The 16,121-nt window shown below is 74.2% G+C and carries 11 protein-coding genes; 4 read left to right on the forward strand and 7 right to left on the reverse strand.

Annotated features, from left to right (window positions below; genetic code table 11):
• Positions 1–25: 25 nt before the first annotated feature.
• Entirely contained in the window at positions 26–2,125 is a 2,100-nt protein-coding gene (gene kdpB, locus IG64_RS05200) for a potassium-transporting ATPase subunit KdpB (RefSeq protein WP_037852613.1), read from the forward strand.
• A 5-nt stretch (positions 2,126–2,130) separates the two neighbouring features.
• The gene (locus tag IG64_RS05205; protein WP_037852436.1) at positions 2,131–2,799 is read left to right on the forward strand and encodes a potassium-transporting ATPase subunit C; all 669 of its coding nucleotides are present in this window, start codon (positions 2,131–2,133) and stop codon (positions 2,797–2,799) included.
• A 68-nt stretch (positions 2,800–2,867) separates the two neighbouring features.
• Here the strand turns inward: IG64_RS05205 and IG64_RS05210 are convergent, their stop codons facing one another.
• The 7 genes from IG64_RS05210 to IG64_RS05240 all read right to left on the reverse strand — a co-directional run bounded on the left by IG64_RS05210 (position 2,868) and on the right by IG64_RS05240 (position 12,223).
• Positions 2,868–3,491, reverse strand: a complete 624-nt coding sequence (locus IG64_RS05210) for a GTP-binding protein (protein ID WP_051812368.1) — start codon at positions 3,489–3,491, stop codon at positions 2,868–2,870.
• Complete coding sequence (locus IG64_RS05215) at positions 3,472–3,846, reverse strand: DUF742 domain-containing protein (RefSeq protein ID WP_037852439.1); 375 nt, start codon at positions 3,844–3,846, stop codon at positions 3,472–3,474. Before IG64_RS05215 ends, IG64_RS05210 begins: the two co-directional genes overlap by 20 nt.
• Complete coding sequence (locus IG64_RS05220) at positions 3,839–4,270, reverse strand: roadblock/LC7 domain-containing protein (RefSeq protein WP_037852441.1); 432 nt, start codon at positions 4,268–4,270, stop codon at positions 3,839–3,841. The genes IG64_RS05215 and IG64_RS05220 overlap by 8 nt, the downstream gene beginning before the upstream one ends.
• Before the next feature lie 12 nt (positions 4,271–4,282).
• Positions 4,283–7,201 (reverse strand): nitrate- and nitrite sensing domain-containing protein, encoded by a 2,919-nt coding sequence (locus IG64_RS42795; RefSeq protein WP_037852443.1) that lies wholly within the window; start codon positions 7,199–7,201, stop codon positions 4,283–4,285.
• Positions 7,202–7,441: 240 nt separating this feature from the next.
• Positions 7,442–8,626 carry an NAD(P)/FAD-dependent oxidoreductase gene (locus IG64_RS05230; RefSeq protein WP_037852447.1) on the reverse strand — a complete coding sequence of 395 codons (1,185 nt, stop codon included), beginning with the start codon at positions 8,624–8,626 and terminating at the stop codon, positions 7,442–7,444.
• 88 nt (positions 8,627–8,714) lie between these two features.
• Positions 8,715–10,265 carry an amino acid adenylation domain-containing protein gene (locus IG64_RS05235; RefSeq protein ID WP_037852616.1) on the reverse strand — a complete coding sequence of 517 codons (1,551 nt, stop codon included), beginning with the start codon at positions 10,263–10,265 and terminating at the stop codon, positions 8,715–8,717.
• Positions 10,262–12,223 (reverse strand): beta-ketoacyl synthase N-terminal-like domain-containing protein, encoded by a 1,962-nt coding sequence (locus IG64_RS05240; RefSeq protein ID WP_037852448.1) that lies wholly within the window; start codon positions 12,221–12,223, stop codon positions 10,262–10,264. The genes IG64_RS05235 and IG64_RS05240 overlap by 4 nt, the downstream gene beginning before the upstream one ends.
• A gap of 798 nt (positions 12,224–13,021) precedes the next feature.
• Between IG64_RS05240 and IG64_RS05245 the strand changes: the two genes are divergently transcribed.
• Both IG64_RS05245 and pgm read left to right on the forward strand, forming a co-directional pair.
• Complete coding sequence (locus tag IG64_RS05245) at positions 13,022–14,044, forward strand: GAF domain-containing protein (protein WP_037852450.1); 1,023 nt, start codon at positions 13,022–13,024, stop codon at positions 14,042–14,044.
• A gap of 152 nt (positions 14,045–14,196) precedes the next feature.
• On the forward strand, positions 14,197–15,837 hold the full coding sequence (gene pgm, locus IG64_RS05250; RefSeq protein ID WP_037852452.1) for a phosphoglucomutase (alpha-D-glucose-1,6-bisphosphate-dependent): 1,641 nt from the start codon (positions 14,197–14,199) through the stop codon (positions 15,835–15,837).
• The last annotated feature ends 284 nt before the right edge of the window (positions 15,838–16,121 follow it).

A 16,121-nucleotide genomic window follows, 5' to 3' on the forward strand; every position in this document is an offset into this window, starting at 1 on the left:
CCGTACCGAGAGCCACGAGGACTCCATGTCCGCAGTCACCCCCGCCCGGACGCCGCACCGCGACGCCCCCACCGGGCCCCCGCAGGCCACCGGCCGCGTCGGCGCCGGCCTGTTCGACCCCGCGCAACTGCTCAGGTCGCTGCCGGACGCCCTGCGCAAACTCGACCCGCGGATCCAGGCCAGGTCGCCCGTGATGTTCGTGGTCTGGATCGGTTCGGTGCTGACCACCGTCTTCTCCTGCACCGACCCCGGTGACTGGTTCGGCTGGACGATCAGTGGCTGGCTGTGGCTGACCGTCGTCTTCGCCAACCTCGCCGAGGCCGTCGCCGAGGGCCGGGGCAAGGCGCAGGCCGACACCCTGCGCCAGGCCAAGACCGGTACCGTGGCCCGCCGGCTGTCCGCCGGGGGAGAGGAACGGGTGCCCGGAACCGGACTGCGCGTCGGTGACCTGGTGGTCTGCGAGGCCGGGGACGTCGTGCCCGGCGACGGCGACGTCGTCGAGGGGGTGGCGAGCGTCGACGAGTCGGCGATCACCGGCGAGTCCGCACCGGTCATCCGGGAGTCCGGCGGCGACCGGTCCGCGGTGACCGGCGGGACCAAGGTCCTCTCGGACCGCATCGTCGTCCGGATCACCACCCGGCCGGGTGAGACCTTCATCGACCGGATGATCAGCCTGGTGGAGGGCGCGGCCCGGCAGAAGACGCCCAACGAGATCGCGCTGAACATCCTGCTCGCGTCCCTGACCATCGTCTTCCTGCTGGCCTGCGCCACCCTGCCGGCGTTCGCCGCGCACGCCGGCGCCCACCTGACGCTGGTGGTGCTGGTGGCGCTCCTCGTCTGCCTCATCCCGACGACGATCGGCGCCCTGCTGTCCGCCATCGGCATCGCGGGCATGGACCGGCTGGTGCAGCGCAACGTGCTCGCCCTGTCCGGCCGCGCGGTCGAGGCCGCCGGGGACGTCTCCACGCTGCTGCTCGACAAGACCGGCACCATCACCCTGGGCAACCGGCAGGCCTGCGCCCTCCTGCCGGTGCGCGGCACCACCGCGGCCGAACTCGCCGACGCCGCCCAGCTCTCCTCGCTGGCCGACGAGACCCCCGAAGGCCGCTCGGTGGTCGTGCTGGCGAAGGAGGAGTACGGGCTCAGGGAACGCCACCAGGGGGAGCTGGCCTCGGCCGAGTGGATCGCGTTCACCGCCCAGACCCGGATGTCCGGCGTCGACGCCGACGGCCGGCGGATCCGCAAGGGAGCGGCCGCCTCGGTCGTCGCCTGGGTCGAGGAGCGCGGCGGCACGGTCGCCCCGGACGCCGGCGCCCTCGTGGACGGCATCTCCGAAGCCGGCGGCACCCCGCTGCTGGTCGCCGTCGAGGACGCGCGCGGCGCCCGCGTGCTCGGCGTCGTCCACCTCAAGGACGTCGTCAAGGACGGCATGCGGGAACGGTTCGGCGAACTGCGCCGCATGGGCATCAGGACCGTCATGATCACCGGTGACAACCCGCTGACCGCCAAGGCGATCGCCGAGGAGGCCGGTGTGGACGACTTCCTCGCCGAGGCCACCCCCGAGGACAAGATGGCCCTCATCAAGCGCGAGCAGGCGGGCGGCAAGCTGGTCGCGATGACCGGCGACGGCACCAACGACGCACCGGCGCTGGCCCAGGCGGACGTCGGCGTGGCGATGAACACCGGCACGTCGGCCGCCAAGGAGGCCGGCAACATGGTCGACCTCGACTCCGACCCCACCAAGCTGATCGAGATCGTCGAGATCGGCAAACAGCTCCTGATCACCCGGGGCGCGCTCACCACGTTCTCCATCGCCAACGACGTGGCGAAGTATTTCGCGATCATCCCGGCGCTGTTCGCCGCGGTCCATCCGGGCCTCGACAAGATCGACATCATGCACCTGGCCTCGCCCGGCTCGGCGATCCTGTCCGCCGTCGTCTTCAACGCGCTGATCATCGTGGCGCTGGTGCCGCTCGCCCTCAAGGGCGTGCGCTACCGGCCCATGGGCGCGGACCGGATGCTCCGCCGCAACCTCGCCGTCTACGGCATCGGCGGCCTGATCGCGCCCTTCGCCGGCATCAAACTGATCGACCTGCTCCTGTCCCTCATACCCGGAATCGGCTGACCGCCATGAACAACTCCCTCACGAACACCGCCCGGTTGCTGACCGCGGGTCTGCGCGCCCTGCTCGTGCTGACCCTGGTGACCGGCGTCCTCTACCCGCTCGCCGTCACCGGCGTCGCCCAGGGCCTGTTCCCCGGCAAGGCCAACGGCTCCGAGGTCAGGGCGGACGGCAGGGTCGTCGGCTCCGCGCTCATCGGCCAGTCCTACGAACTCCCCCTGAAGAAGGGGCAGCGGACCCCGCAGGCCGACCTGAAGTGGTTCCAGGGCAGGCCCGCGAACGGGCTGGCGGCCAACAGCGTCAACACCCGTCACTCGCTGCTGGTGTCCGGCGCCACCAACCTGGCCGCCGACAACCAGACGCTGATCGAACATGTCCGGGACGCGCGGGCGGCCGTCGTCAGGGACAACTCGGTGCCCGGTCACGCGATCCGGCCCTGCGAGGTCCCCGCCGACGCGGTCACGTCCTCCGGATCGGGCCTGGACCCCGACATCTCCCCGCAGTACGCCCGGCTCCAGGCACGCCGGGTCGCCGTACGCAACGCGCTGCCGTTCGCCCGGGTCGAGCGGCTGGTCGCGGACCACACCGAGGGGCGCACCCTGGGCTTCATGGGCGAACCCCGGGTGAACGTCCTGCGGCTCAACACCGCCCTCGCGGATCTCGTGGCGCGGCACTGAAGCGCCCGCCCCGGCCCAGGCGGGGCGGCACCGAGGGGCGGTGCGGGCACGGTGTGCCCGCACCGCCCTCAGCCGGTCAGCGACCGCTGCGGTCCGTGATGGGCGCGGGCCTCCGCCGCGGCGCGGGCTGCCTCGAGGACACCGAGCAGGACCTGCTTGCCGGAGGCGCGGTCGCGCACGTCGCACAGCACCACCGGGGTGGCCGGGTCCAGGTCCAGCGCCGCCCGTACCTGTTCGGCGGTGCAGTCGCGCCGCCCGTGGAAGCAGTTGATGCCCACGGCGAACGGGATGCCGCGCTCCTCGAAGAAGTCGATCGAGGCGAACGAGGCCTCCAGCCGCCGCGTGTCGGCCAGGACGACCGCGCCGAGCGCCCCCGTGGCCAGGTCGTCCCACATGAACCAGAACCGGTCCTGGCCGGGCGTGCCGAACAGGTACAGCACCAGTTCCGGGCCGATCGTGATGCGGCCGAAGTCCATCGCCACCGTCGTGGACGCCTTGGCCTCCACCCCCGACAGGTCGTCGACACCGAGGCTCGCCTCGGTCATGCGCTCCTCCGTCTCCAGCGGAGGGACCTCGCTCACCGCGGCCACCATGGTGGTCTTGCCCACGCCGAAGCCGCCGGCGATCAGGATCTTCAACGCGGTCGGCATGACCGGGCCGGCCATGACGGGGTCAGAGCTGACGGATACCATCCATCACCCTTTCGATGAGTTCCACGCTCGGCCGGCTCTCGCGCCCCGGCGGCGACTGCACCAGGATCAGCGAGGCGTCGAGCAGATCGCCGCACAGCACCTTCACCACGCTCACCGGCAGGTCCAGCAGCGCGGCGATCTCCGCGAGCGCCAGCGCCCGGTCCCGGCACAGGTCCAGGATGTGGGCCGCCTCCGGCTCCAGGTGGCCGCCGCCCGCCTCCCGCGCGGACCGCGCGACGACCAGCGTGATCAGCGTGAACGCGTGCTGACTGTGCTGGGTACGGCCACCGGTGATGGCGTAGGGCCGTAAGTAGCGTCCGGCCTCCGGCTCGTCGGGCCGGCGCGGTTCAGGCATTCTGAACGGGGCCGCCGGCCGGGGACTGCACGCGCGGTGCGGCCGTCAGGTACTGGCCGACCTGCTTGACGAGCGTGCCCATCTCGTACGCCATCATCCCCACATCCACTTCTTCCGAGGCCAGCGCCGCCAGCCGCGCCCCCTTGCCCGCGGCCGTGACGAAAAGGAACGCCTTGTCCATCTGAATGACCGTCTGCTGCACGCTTCCGCTGTGGAAGTGCCGGGCGGCGCCGCGGGCGAGGCTGTGCACGCCCGAGGCCACCGCCGACAGGTGCTCGGCGTCGTCCCGGAGCATGTCCTTGGACTTGCCGATCAGAAGACCGTCCCCGGAGAGCACGATGGCGCAGCGGATCTCCGGAATCCGGTTCACCAGGCCGTCCAGGAGCCAGTCCAGCTGACGTCCGGTCTGTACCTGCTCAGTCATTGCGTAACGTCCTCACAGTTCATGGGCAGGGGGGCCTGCCGCATCGCTCTGCCGCCCGTGCGCACCGTGCGGCGTGTCGTCGTCCTCGGACATCCAGGCCCGCTTGAGCCCCTGGTGGATGGCGCTCATCGCACGGGCCGACGCGTCCGGCGAGATGGCGTCGTCGTCACCGCCGCCCGCGGGTTCGTCCTCGGCGTGCGCGGCCTCCCGGCGCAACTGCTGCGCGAGGCTGGCCCCCCGGACGCGCTGCGGCAGGACCGAGGGGGTCGTCAGCGGGCCGGAGGCGTCCGGCACGCCGTCCGGAGCGAAGGCCTCAGCCGCGGGAGCCGCCGGCGTCACGGCCGCCGCGGAGGGGTGGTCCGTGGCGGGTGCGGGCCGCTCCTGGCGCGGCACCGCGCTGCGCCGCAGGGACGCGTCGGAGGCCGGGGGCGCGGACGGCGCCGGGGGCGCGTACCGGTCCTCCGGAACGTACGGGCCGGCCGGCGCGGTCGGGGCCGCGGGCGCGTACGGGGAGGCCGGCGGGTGCGGGTCCGGTGGCACGGATCCGGCGGGCGGTGCGGGGAAGGCCGGGGGCGTGCCGGGGGCCGGCTGCCCGGCCTGCGTTCCGGCCGGGGCCTGGCCCGGCGTGCGCGAGGGCGGGCCGGGCGGGTACGGGGTCGTCGCGGGGGTGCGGGCGGCGGTGCCGGGGACGTCCGGAACCGGTCCGAAGGCCGCGGACGGCGCGGGGTGGTCCGCTGCCGCGGGCGGCAGCAGACCGGCACCCCCGTACTCGGGGAAGCCGTTGTGGTCGGGCACCGCCGCGTGGACGATCACCTCGTCCGCGCCGGCCGCCGGGCCGGCCGCCCCGGTCAGGGCACCCTGCACGGCCCCGGCGGCGGCGTACTGCCCGCCGTCCGTCAGCTGGGGGCCGGCCGGGCTCCCCACGGCCCGGCCCGCGGCGACCGCGGCCGACTGCAACTGGTCGACGACCGGGGAGGAGACGTCCTCCAGCAACGCGGCCGGCAGCATCACCAGGGCGCGTGTGCCGCCGTAGTCGGACTCGCGCAGCACCACCTTGATGCCGTGCCGCTCGGCCAGCCGGGCCACCACGAAGTGCCCGAGGCGGGGATCCTCGCCGAACACCGTCATGTCGACCCGGGGCGGCTGGGCGAGCAGTTCGTTGGCGCGCTCCAGCATCTCCGCGGGCATGCCGAGCCCCTGGTCCTCGACATGCACCGCCAGGCCCTTGGCCACCCGCGCGGTGCTGACCGTGACCTCGGTGTCGGGCGGGGAGAAGCTGGTGCCGTTCTCGATGAGTTCGGCCAGCAGGTGGGTGACGTCGGCGACCGCGCGGCCCGCCAGCGCCACCCGCCGGTCCGCCGGGGTGTTGCGCACCCTGACCCTGGTGTAGTGCTCCGTCTCCGCCACCGCGCCGCGCATCACGTCGGTGATCGCCACCGGCCGGGTCATGCGGCGGCTCGGCGGGGCGCCGCTGAGGATCATCAGGTTCTCCGCGTGCCGCCGCACCCGGGTCGCCAGGTGGTCGACGCGGAAGATGTCCTTGAGCAGGTCCGAGTCCTCGTGCTTGCGCTCCAGGTCGTCCAGCAGCGCGATCAGCCGGTGGATCAGCACCTGGGCCCGCCGGATGAGCTGGCCGACGACCTTGTCGGAGCCCTGCCGGCCCTGGGACTGGCGCAGCACGGAGTCCGCGGCGACCCGCGCCAGCTGGTCGACCGCCGAGGAGAGGCGGCCGATCTCGTCGCCGCCCTGCTGCCGGTGCGGGGTGAGGGCGGCCGGATCGACCCGCTCGCCCTTCTCCAGCCGGGCCAGGAGTTCGGGAAGCCGCACGGCGGCCAGGTGCTCGGTGCCCGACCGCAGACCGGCGAGCTCTTGGGACAGCCGCTCGAACTCGGTGAGCCGGCCGAGCGCGGAGCGCCGGGTGCGCAGTGCCAGCACCGTCGCGGCGGCCACGGCCGCCAGCGTGGCCGCGCTGCCCAGCAGCGTGACCAGCAGCAAGTCCTGCGCCCGGTCGGTTGCACGGGCGGACAGCGCGCCGAGGGACATGTCGGCCAGGGCCTGGAACTCGTGGACCACGCCGCCGGCGGCGGCCGGCCAGGCGGTGGCACCCTGCGGCAGCGCGGTGCCCTGCCCGTCGCCGACGGCGCGCTCGACCGAGGCCACCGTGCGCCATTGAGGCCCGGAGGTGATCCGGTCGTACGTGGCGGCCGTGCCGCCGGGCAGGTCCGCGGCGGCCAGCCCCTCACTGGCGGCCGCCCGGACCGCGGCGTCCCGGCCGAAGCGGGCCCGGTCGGCGGCCGGTATGCGGTGTCCGGGCAGGGCGGCGGTGACCAGGGCGTCCTCGCGGGACAGCAGCTCGGTGATCCGGGCCACCGCCACCGTCGCGGCACCGGCCCGCTCCGTCCCGGCGTCGTCGCCGCGCACCGCCGCGGTCAGCAGCGCGAGCCCCTGCGAGGCGGCGTCGGTGAAGTACGCGAAGGCGTCACCGGAGGACAGCTTGCGCGCGTCGATCGCCGCCCGGCGGTCCGCCAGTGACTTCAGCGCGCCGTCGTAGGCCCCGGCCCGGCGCCGGAGCGCGGCGGTGTCCGCGGCGGCGGCGTGCCGCCGGTACTCGTCGAGGGCGGTGTCGGTCCTGGCGCGGGCCGAGTCGAGGTCCGCGCGGGCGGGGTCCGTGCGGCTCGCCTGCCACAGGGCGGTGAGCCGGCGTTCGTCCTGCAGCCGCGCGAGCAGCTGCTGCGCGGGCCGGGCGACGGACGAGACATGGCCGGCGTCGGTGTGCAGTCCGGCCTGGTCGTCCACCAGACCGGCGGCCGTGTAGCCCCACAGCCCGCTGACGCAGACCGCGGGGATGACGAAGGGGAGGACGAACGAGGATCGCAGTGATCTCGGGGTACCGGCGCGGTGACGTGTCCGCCGGTCGCGGGTGCCTGGCATCTGATTCCTCGTACAGCAGCGGTTCAGCGGTGCGGGCAGGGAACGCGACGTCCGACGATCCCCGCCCCCCGTGGCCTGGTGGCCCACCGTGATCGAAGTCGCGCGAGCTGCACCGTATCAGGATCATCGCGCAGCGTCATGTGGCGTCCATGGCAACTGGCCTGTGACGACAGCCGAGTTGACAGCACCGCCGTGGGCCGTGCGGGGCGTGGGGCGCCGCGGTCACGGCGGGCGGAGAAATCACAGCAGGGCCAGCAGCCGCGGGGTGTACAGCGCCCCGGCCGAGGCGATGCCGGCCACCATGTCGAGGTAGATCGCGGTGAGTTCGGCATCCGACTGCACGGCCCGCAGCAGGGAGAGCCGCTGTTCGTGCGGGTCGAGCCGGGCGACGCCGAGGGTGGCCTCGTAGCCCGGCGCCAGATGCCGCGCGCAGTCCTCGGCGTAGCGGGCCAGCGCGGCGTCGAGCAGGTCCGGGGCGCCGTCCAGCGTGCCCGACACCGCCTCCGCCAGCCGCTCGGCCTGCCAGAAGGCGTCGCTGATCCCGCGGGCGGTGATGGAGTCCTTGTGGTGCGCGGCGTCCCCGACCAGGGCCCAGCCCGGCCCGGCCGCCCGCCGGAAGAAGTTCTGCTGGTCGCCGCTGCCGTGCAGCCGCTCCGCCGGCTCCCGGCCGGCCAGCCGCTCGTGCAGTGCGGGAGCGGTGGCGCGGATCTGCTCGCGGTAGGCGCGGTGCGCGTCCGCGCGGACCTCGTCGAACCGGGACTGCGGGAAGTAGGCGAGGACGAGGGTCGCGTCGTCGTTGGTGGGCACCGCGGCCACCCAGCCGCCGGGCCGCTCGAACAGCTCCAGGTCGGCGGGCACGTCCTGCCAGTACGTGTAGTAGGCGCAGGTCAGCCGGGGGTCGTGCACGGTGCAGGGGGCCGCCGCCAGCCGGGCGACGGTGGAGCGCATCCCGTCCGCGCCGATCACCAGGCGGGCCCGCTCGGTGAAGGGCCGGCCGTCCTGGCTGCCCTCGACACCGACGACCCGTCCGAGGCCGTCGCGCAGCAGACCGGTCACCCGGCAGTGGTCGCGGAACTCGGCGCCGGCCGCGGTGGCCGCGTCGACCAGGACGGCGTCGAGCACGTGGCGGCGCGGGGCGAATCCCGAGCGCTGTCCCGCCACGCCCCTGGCCCGGCCCTCGATGTGGATGTCGGCGACCTCGTAGACCGTGCGGTCCAGCGGCGGGCAGCCCGAGGCCCGGACCCGGTCGAGCACTCCCCACCGGGCGAGCGCGGCGACGCCGGGCTGGTGGACGAGGTGGGTGGAGAGGGTGTCGGAACCGTACGCCGCCTTGTCGAGCAGAAGGACGCGGTGGCCCGCGCGGGCCAGCAGCAGGGCGGCGGGGGCGCCGGCACAGCGCGCTCCCACCACGATGGCGTCGTACATGCGGATGCCTCACAACGAGCTTCGGGGACAGGGAAGGAAGGGTGTGGGGGGTGGGATGCGGGGGTCGGGGGCGGGCCGGTGCCCGCGGTCAGCGCGGGCGCCCGAGTTCGGCGAGCAGCGCCCGGCGGTCGATCTTGCCGTTGGGGTTGAGCGGCAGCTCGTCCAGGACGGTGATCCGGCTGGGCATCATGTACGGCGGCAGGCGGCCGGCCAGCGCCCCGTACAAGCGGTCGGGGACGCAGCCGGTGCCGCTGACCGCGGCCTGGAGTTCCGGTTCGCCGTCGGCGGCGGGCAGGGTGACGACGATCGCGTCCCGCACTCCGGGCTGGGCGCGCAGGGCGGCCTCGACCTCCCCGAGTTCGATGCGGTGCCCGCGGACCTTGACCTGCTGGTCCGTCCGGCCGAGGTGGACCAGCAGGCCGTCGGCCATGGCGACCCGGTCGCCCGTCCGGTACCAGTGCCCCGGGGCGGGCGGTGAGCCGTCGGCCGGGCGGAGGTCCTCGGTGAGGAAGCGGCCCCCGTCGTGCCGCGGGTCCAGGTAGCCGTCGAAGCGCAGCGGGCCGCGTACGCACAGCTCGCCCCGCTCGGCGGGCCGGCCGTCCTCACCGAGCAGCAGGAGGTCCAGGTCCCGGTGGCCGGTCCCGATGGGCGCGGTGCCGTTGGGGGTCCGCGGCCAGTGCGCCACCTCGTCGGGGAACCGGTAGGCCGTGCACGAGATCGTCACTTCCGTGGGCCCGTAGAGGACTTCGAGGCGGCTGCCGGGCGCGGCGGCGCGCCACTCGCGGGCCGCCCCGAGGGTCAGGGGTTCACCGCCGAAGACGCTCCACCGCAGGGTCGGCATGCTGTCCGGGGCCAGGGTGCCCAGCCGGGCGGCGAAGGTGATCAGCGACGGCACCGAGAACCAGTGCGTCAGGCGCAGGCTGTTGACGGTCTTGACCGGGTTCAGCAACTGGCCGCGGGACGGCACGACGAGGGTGCCGCCGCCCGCCCAGGCGACGAACAGGTCGTGCACGGATCCGTCGAAGGTCAGCTCGAAGCTCTGCGACAGCCGGCTGCCCGGGCCGATGCCGTAGCGGCCCGCGACCCGCTCCAGGTAGGCGCAGATGTTGCGGTGCCGGACGGGCACGCCCTTGGGCGCGCCGGTGGAGCCGGAGGTGAAGATGATGTACGCGATGCCGTCGGGATCCGGCTGCGGCGGGGGCGCGCCGGGGCCGGCGCCGTCCGCGGCCTCGGCGCCCTCGGTGCCGGCGTCGGCGGTGTGGATGTGGACGGGCGTGCCGAGGCCGGTGGCCGAGGGGGCGTCCGCGCTCGTGGTCAGCACCAGGTCCAGGCCGGCCGCCGCGGCGATCGCGGCGGTCCGCGCGGCGGGGTGTTCGGGGTTGAGCGGTACGACGGCCGCGCCGGTGCGCAGGATGGCGAGGTACCCGGCGTAGGCGGTCACCGAGCGGGTCGCCAGCAGCCCGACGCGCCGCGGCGCGGTGCCCCCGGCCGCGGCGGTCAGCCGGGCGGCGAGGCGTTCGGCGGCCGCGCGCAGTTCCCGGTAGGTCAGGCACGCCCCGGCGACCTCCAGCGCGGGGGCGTCGGGATGGGCGGCGGCCGAGCGGGCGAACCAGCCGTAGAGGGTGGACGGATGGTTCATCGGCCGGCCGCCTGGAGCGTTCGCGTCCACTGCCGCAGCTCACCGACCGTGCGCAGTGCGCCGAGTTCCTCGGGATCGATCTCCTGTCCGCACCGTTCGGCCAGTTCCACCACGATCCGCAGTTTGGCGAGCGAGTCGATGCCGATGTCGGTGAGGCCGGAGGCGTCGTCGAAGCCGGTGCGGGCGTGCTCGCGCAGCACCCGGTCCGCCAGGTCCGCGCCGTCTGGGGCCCGGTGGCCGCCGCGGGGCTCCTCGCCCGCCCAGTACCGCCGTGTCTGCCAGGGGTAGGGAGGCAGCGGTACGCAGCGGCCCGGTGCGCCGGACATCGTTGCCCACTCCAGGTCGCCGCCCGCCAGGTAGCGCTCGGCGACGGCCGTCAGCGGGCCGCCGGCGACCGGTGCCGGTGTCCCGGCGAGGGCCGCCGCCAGCTCCTCGTGGGTGTGGCCGGTGACCGCCAGGCGGTGCGCGTGGTGGCGGCGCCGGGCGGCCGCGCTGTGGCAGATGTCGCGCAGCGCGTACGAGGCGCCCGCGCCGCCCGGCCGCAGGTAGCGCACGTAGGCCTCGCGCAGCGCGTCCAGCGCGGCGGGGGTGTGGGCCGAGAGGGCGAGGAGGTGGGGACCGCCGTCCGGCTCGGTGGCGGGCGGCATGTGGCGCGGGTCGGGCTGGGCGAGCACCACGTGGGCGTTGAGGGCGGAGGAGCCCTGCCCGCCGACTCCGGCGACGGCGGGGCGGCCGAGGACGGGCAGGTCCCGCAGCTTGTCCGGCACGGTCAGCGGCAGCGCGTCCCAGTCGACGCCCGGGTGCGGGGTGTCCAGGTGGAGGCATGCGGGCACCTGGCCGTGCTCCAGGCACAGGACGGTCTTGATGAGGCCGGCCATGCCCCCGGCGGCCTCCGCGTGGCCGATGTTGGTCTTCACCGAACCCACCAGGAGCGGCCGGCCGGCGGGCCGGCCGGCTCCGAGCACCTCGCCCAGGGCCCTCAGCTCCAGCGGGTCCAGGGCGGGGGATCCCGCGCCGTGGGCCTCGACGTAGTCGACGTCGGCCGGGTTCACGCCCGCGTCCTCGTACGCCCAGCGCAGCACGTCCAACTGGCCCTGCAGGGAGGGGTTGAGGACCGAGTCGCTGGTGCGGCCGTCGTTGCCGACGGCGCTTCCCCGGACGACGGCGCGGATCCGGTCGCCGTCGGCCAGGGCGTCCGTCAGCCGCTTGAGGACCACGACGGCCACCGCGTCGCTGGGCGAGTAGCCGTCCGCGCCCGCGTCACCGAACTTGCAGCGCCCGTCCCCGGCCATCGCGCCCGCGTGCGAGAGCACGAGGCCCTCGTCGGGGCGCAGCGGCACGTTCACGCCGGCCGCCAGGGCCAGCGGCGTCTCGCCGGCGCGCAGGCTCTGCACGGCCTGGTGCACGGCCACGAGCGAGGAGGAGCAGGCGGTGTCCACCACGATGCTGGGGCCGCGGAAGTCGAGGAAGTGGGACAGCCGGGCGGGCAGCAGGGAACGGAAGTTGTTGAGCTGGGCGGCCGTCACCGAGTCCGGTCCGCGGCGCAGGGCGAGTTCCAGGTGGTCTGCGCGGGTGTTGCCGACGAAGACGCCCGAGCGGCTGCCCGCCAGCCGGTCGGGGTTCTGGCCGGCGTCCTCCAGCGCGTCCCAGGCCGTCATCAGCAGCAGCCGCTGCTGCGGGTCGAGTTCGGTGGCCTCGGTGGCGGACATGCCGAAGAACTCGGCGTCGAACTCGGCGACCTCGTCGACGTAGCCGCCGCGCCGGGCGGCTATCCGGCCCTGTCTCGGCTCGGGGGAGTAGAGGGCGTCCACGTCGTAGCGATCGGGGGGTGTCTCGCTCGTGGCGTCCACGGCGTCGCGCAGCAGGGCCCACAGGGCGTCGGGCGCGGACGCCCCGGGCAGCCGGCACGCCATGCCGATCACCGCGACCGACCGAGGGTCCACGTCGGACCTGTTCATGAGAGAACTCCGTTCATACGTCGCACGGTCCCTACGCCGTGGCGTAGTCGACCTTGCCCCATGGCACCTTGCCCCACGCACCCGGTCCACGCGTCCGTCATGTGCCCGCGGCGAGCCACGTGCCGTCCGGGGGCGGGGACGGCAGGGGGACGACCGGGCGGCCGGGCGCTGGAGTTCCCTGCGCGTGCGGCCCGCAGGCGCGTGCCGTGGGGGAGGCGGCGCTGTGTCCGGGCGGGCGGCCGCCTCGTACGACCGTCCGGTCAGGGCAGCCGGCGCGGGTCGTGGGGTAAGAGCTCCGGGCACGGGGGGCGCCCGGCTCGCGACCCCCCTTTCGGGCGGAGTTCCGGGACCCGCCGCGGGGAGGGGGGCCGGCGGTCTCGACGTTCCCGTGCCTCGGGTACGGACCGGGGACCGCGCACCCGCCTCACCTTCCCAATTCGAACCAACATTCGAGCATGTGACGCCGCCTCGGACCGGATCCCCGGGGGCGGCAGCAAGTCCACCGCATGATTGTCGGGGGTGAAGTCGTTTCGGAACGATGTGCGATCCAAGAATGACGGGAAGTGATCGCTCGATGTTGAAACATTGAAAAGTTTGGACAGACTCTCCTGATGGCCACCCGGCGCCCCCACCGCACCGCCGGGACAGCCCGTGCGCGGCGCCCGCCCGCGACCGCCCCCGGACGGCAGGGCGGACAAGTCCACGCCGGCGCCGACGTGTTGACGGTGGGGCGGCCGGGGGCGGAATGACCTGGAGTGGTGATCCACGGCGGCCGGATCTCTGCTTTGATCTGACCCCATGGAATCCCTGTCACCCGAACAGCACCGTGCCGCAGGCGAGCAGCGGACCAACCGGCTGAGGATTCTCGGCCTCAACACGGTCGAGGCGGAGGCCACCTTCGACCGCATCGCGCGGCTCGCGGCCACGTTCACCCAGTCCCCGCTGGCCATGGTCAACTTCATCAACGACGAGCGCCAGATGTTCCGGGGCATGTACGTGCCCGGCGGCACCCCCGAGGACCCCGTGGACGTCTCGGGCGGCGGCATCCCCTTCGACCTCAGCAACCTCGCCCGCGAGGCGCCCGGCGACTACGGCTTCTGCCCGCACGTGGTCGCCCAGCAGTCCCAGCTCGCCCTGGACGACGTCTTCGACTACCCCCGCTTCAAGGGCAACCCGCTCGTCAACGACCTGGGCGTGCGCTCCTACCTGGGCACGCCGCTGCGCGACAACACGGGCGTGATCCTCGGCACCGTGTGCGTCGCCGACTTCAAGCCGCGTGCCTGGGACCGCCAGCTCAAGCTGGGCATGCAGGAACTGTCCGAGACCCTGCTGTCCGAGTTCAAGCTGCGCGACAGCCTCCTCGCCCAGCAGCAGGAACTGTTCGCGGTCTTCGACGGCGCGCCCTTCCCGATCATGCTCACCGAGGGCCCCGACCACCTGCTGCGCTACGCCAACGGCAGGCAGGGGCAGGCCTTCGGCATGGTCCCCCAGTTCAGCCTCGGCCGCAACGTGCTGCCCGGCCTGGACCGGATCGGCGTCTTCGCCGCGATGGACGACGCGCTGCGCACGGGACGGCCGACCAGCGTGCCCCGGGCGTCGCTGCGGACGTACGACTCCGCGACCCCGCAGGACTTCGACTTCCTGTGCACGCCGATCCGCACCTCGCCCAGCGCCCCGTTCAAGGGAGTCCTCACGGTGGCGATGAACACCACCGGGCAGGGCTACGGCGGCGCCGAGTCGCAGGCCTTCGCCGCCAACGTCCAGCAGAGGTTCGAACAACTGGGCGGCGCCGCACTGTCGGACAGCGTGCCCGGACGGTGAACCGGGGCCGGCCGGGCCGGCGGCCGGGGAGGCGCACCGGGTCCCGGGGCCGGGGGGACGGCGCCCCGGGACGTGGGTGCGCCTCCCGTTCGCGGGCGGGGGAAGATGGAGATCGCGAGCGGACACACGACCGAACACGAGGAGTGGGTGTCATGGTGCAGGAACGAGCGGGCAGGCCGGCCCGTCCGGAGGAGCTGATCGACGTGGCCCGGCTGGTGACCGCGTACTACGCGCTGCACCCCGATCCGGCCGAACCCGGGCAGCGGGTGGCGTTCGGGACGTCCGGGCACCGCGGCTCGTCCCTGGCGACGGCCTTCAACGAGGACCACATCGCCGCAACCAGCCAGGCCATCTGCGAGTACCGCGCCGGGCAGGGCACCGACGGCCCGCTCTTCCTCGGCGCGGACACCCACGCCCTGTCCGAGCCCGCCCGCGTCACCGCGCTGGAGGTCTTCGCGGCCAACGGTGTCACCGTCCTCGTCGACGCCGCCGACGGCTACACCCCCACCCCCGCCGTCTCGCACGCCATCCTCACCCACAACCGCGGGCGGACCTCGGGCCTCGCCGACGGCGTCGTCGTCACGCCCTCGCACAACCCGCCCGCCGACGGCGGGTTCAAGTACAACCCGCCCAGCGGCGGCCCGGCCGGCTCGGACGCCACCTCCTGGATCCAGGACCGGGCCAACGAGATCATCGCCGGCGGCCTGAAGGACGTACGGCGCATCCCCTACGCCCGTGCGCTCGCCGCCGGGACCACCGGACGCCACGACTTCCTCGGCGCCTACGTCGGCGACCTGCCCAGCGTGCTGGACCTGGACGCGATCCGCGGCGCGGGCGTGCGCATCGGCGCCGACCCGCTGGGCGGCGCGTCGGTGGCCTACTGGGGACGCATCGCAGAACAGCACCGGCTCGACCTGACCGTGGTCAACCCGCTCACCGACCCGACCTGGCGCTTCATGACGCTGGACTGGGACGGCAAGATCCGCATGGACTGCTCCTCGCCGTATGCCATGGCCTCGCTGATCGAGCAGCGCGACCGGTTCCAGATCGCCACGGGCAACGACGCCGACGCCGACCGGCACGGCATCGTCACCCCCGACGGCGGACTGATGAACCCCAACCACTACCTCGCCACGGCCATCTCCTACCTGTACGCCCACCGCGGCGAATGGCCCGCGACCGCGGGCGTGGGCAAGACCCTGGTGTCCTCCGGCATGATCGACCGGGTCGCCGCCGACCTCGGACGGCGGCTCGTGGAGGTGCCGGTCGGCTTCAAGTGGTTCGTGGACGGCCTGGCCGGCGGCTCGCTCGGCTTCGGCGGCGAGGAGTCCGCCGGGGCGTCCTTCCTGCGCCGCGACGGCTCGGTGTGGACCACCGACAAGGACGGCATCATCCTGGCCCTGCTCGCCTCCGAGATCACGGCCGTCACCGGGAAGACGCCCTCCCAGCACTACGCGGCCCTCACCGACCGCTTCGGCGAGCCCGCCTACGCCCGCATCGACGCACCCGCCTCCCGCGAGGAGAAGGCCCGCCTCGCCAAGCTGTCCCCGGCCCAGGTCACCGCGGACACCCTCGCCGGGGAGCGGGTCACCGCCGTGCTCACCGAGGCACCCGGCAACGGCGCCTCCATCGGCGGCATCAAGGTGACCACCGAGAACGCCTGGTTCGCGGCCCGCCCCTCCGGCACCGAGGACGTCTACAAGGTCTACGCCGAGTCCTTCCGCGGCGCCGACCACCTCCGCCAGGTCCAGGACGAGGCGCAGCAGGTCGTCCTGACGGCCCTCGGCGGCTGAACTCCCGCGGATCCGCCCCGGCCGGGCCGGCGCCCCCCGCCCGGGGCACCGGCCCGGCCGAGGCCCGTCCGCCGGCGGATCCGGCCCTGTTCCCGCGGGCGCCCGGACGGCGTCGGTGACGCGGCTCAGGGGCCCCGACTGCCCCGCCGCACCTTCCTCCCCGGGCCTCCCGCGTCCGGCCCGCCTCGTTCGCCCCGGCCGGCGTCCTCGTCGAAGGGGTCCCGGCCGGCCCCGCCCTGGAAGCAGTCCGCGCGATCAGTACCGGACTTTGACCGTTCGTTTTC

This window comes from Streptomyces sp. NRRL S-340 (assembly GCF_000720185.1).
Taxonomy (GTDB): Bacteria; Actinomycetota; Actinomycetes; order Streptomycetales; family Streptomycetaceae; genus Streptomyces.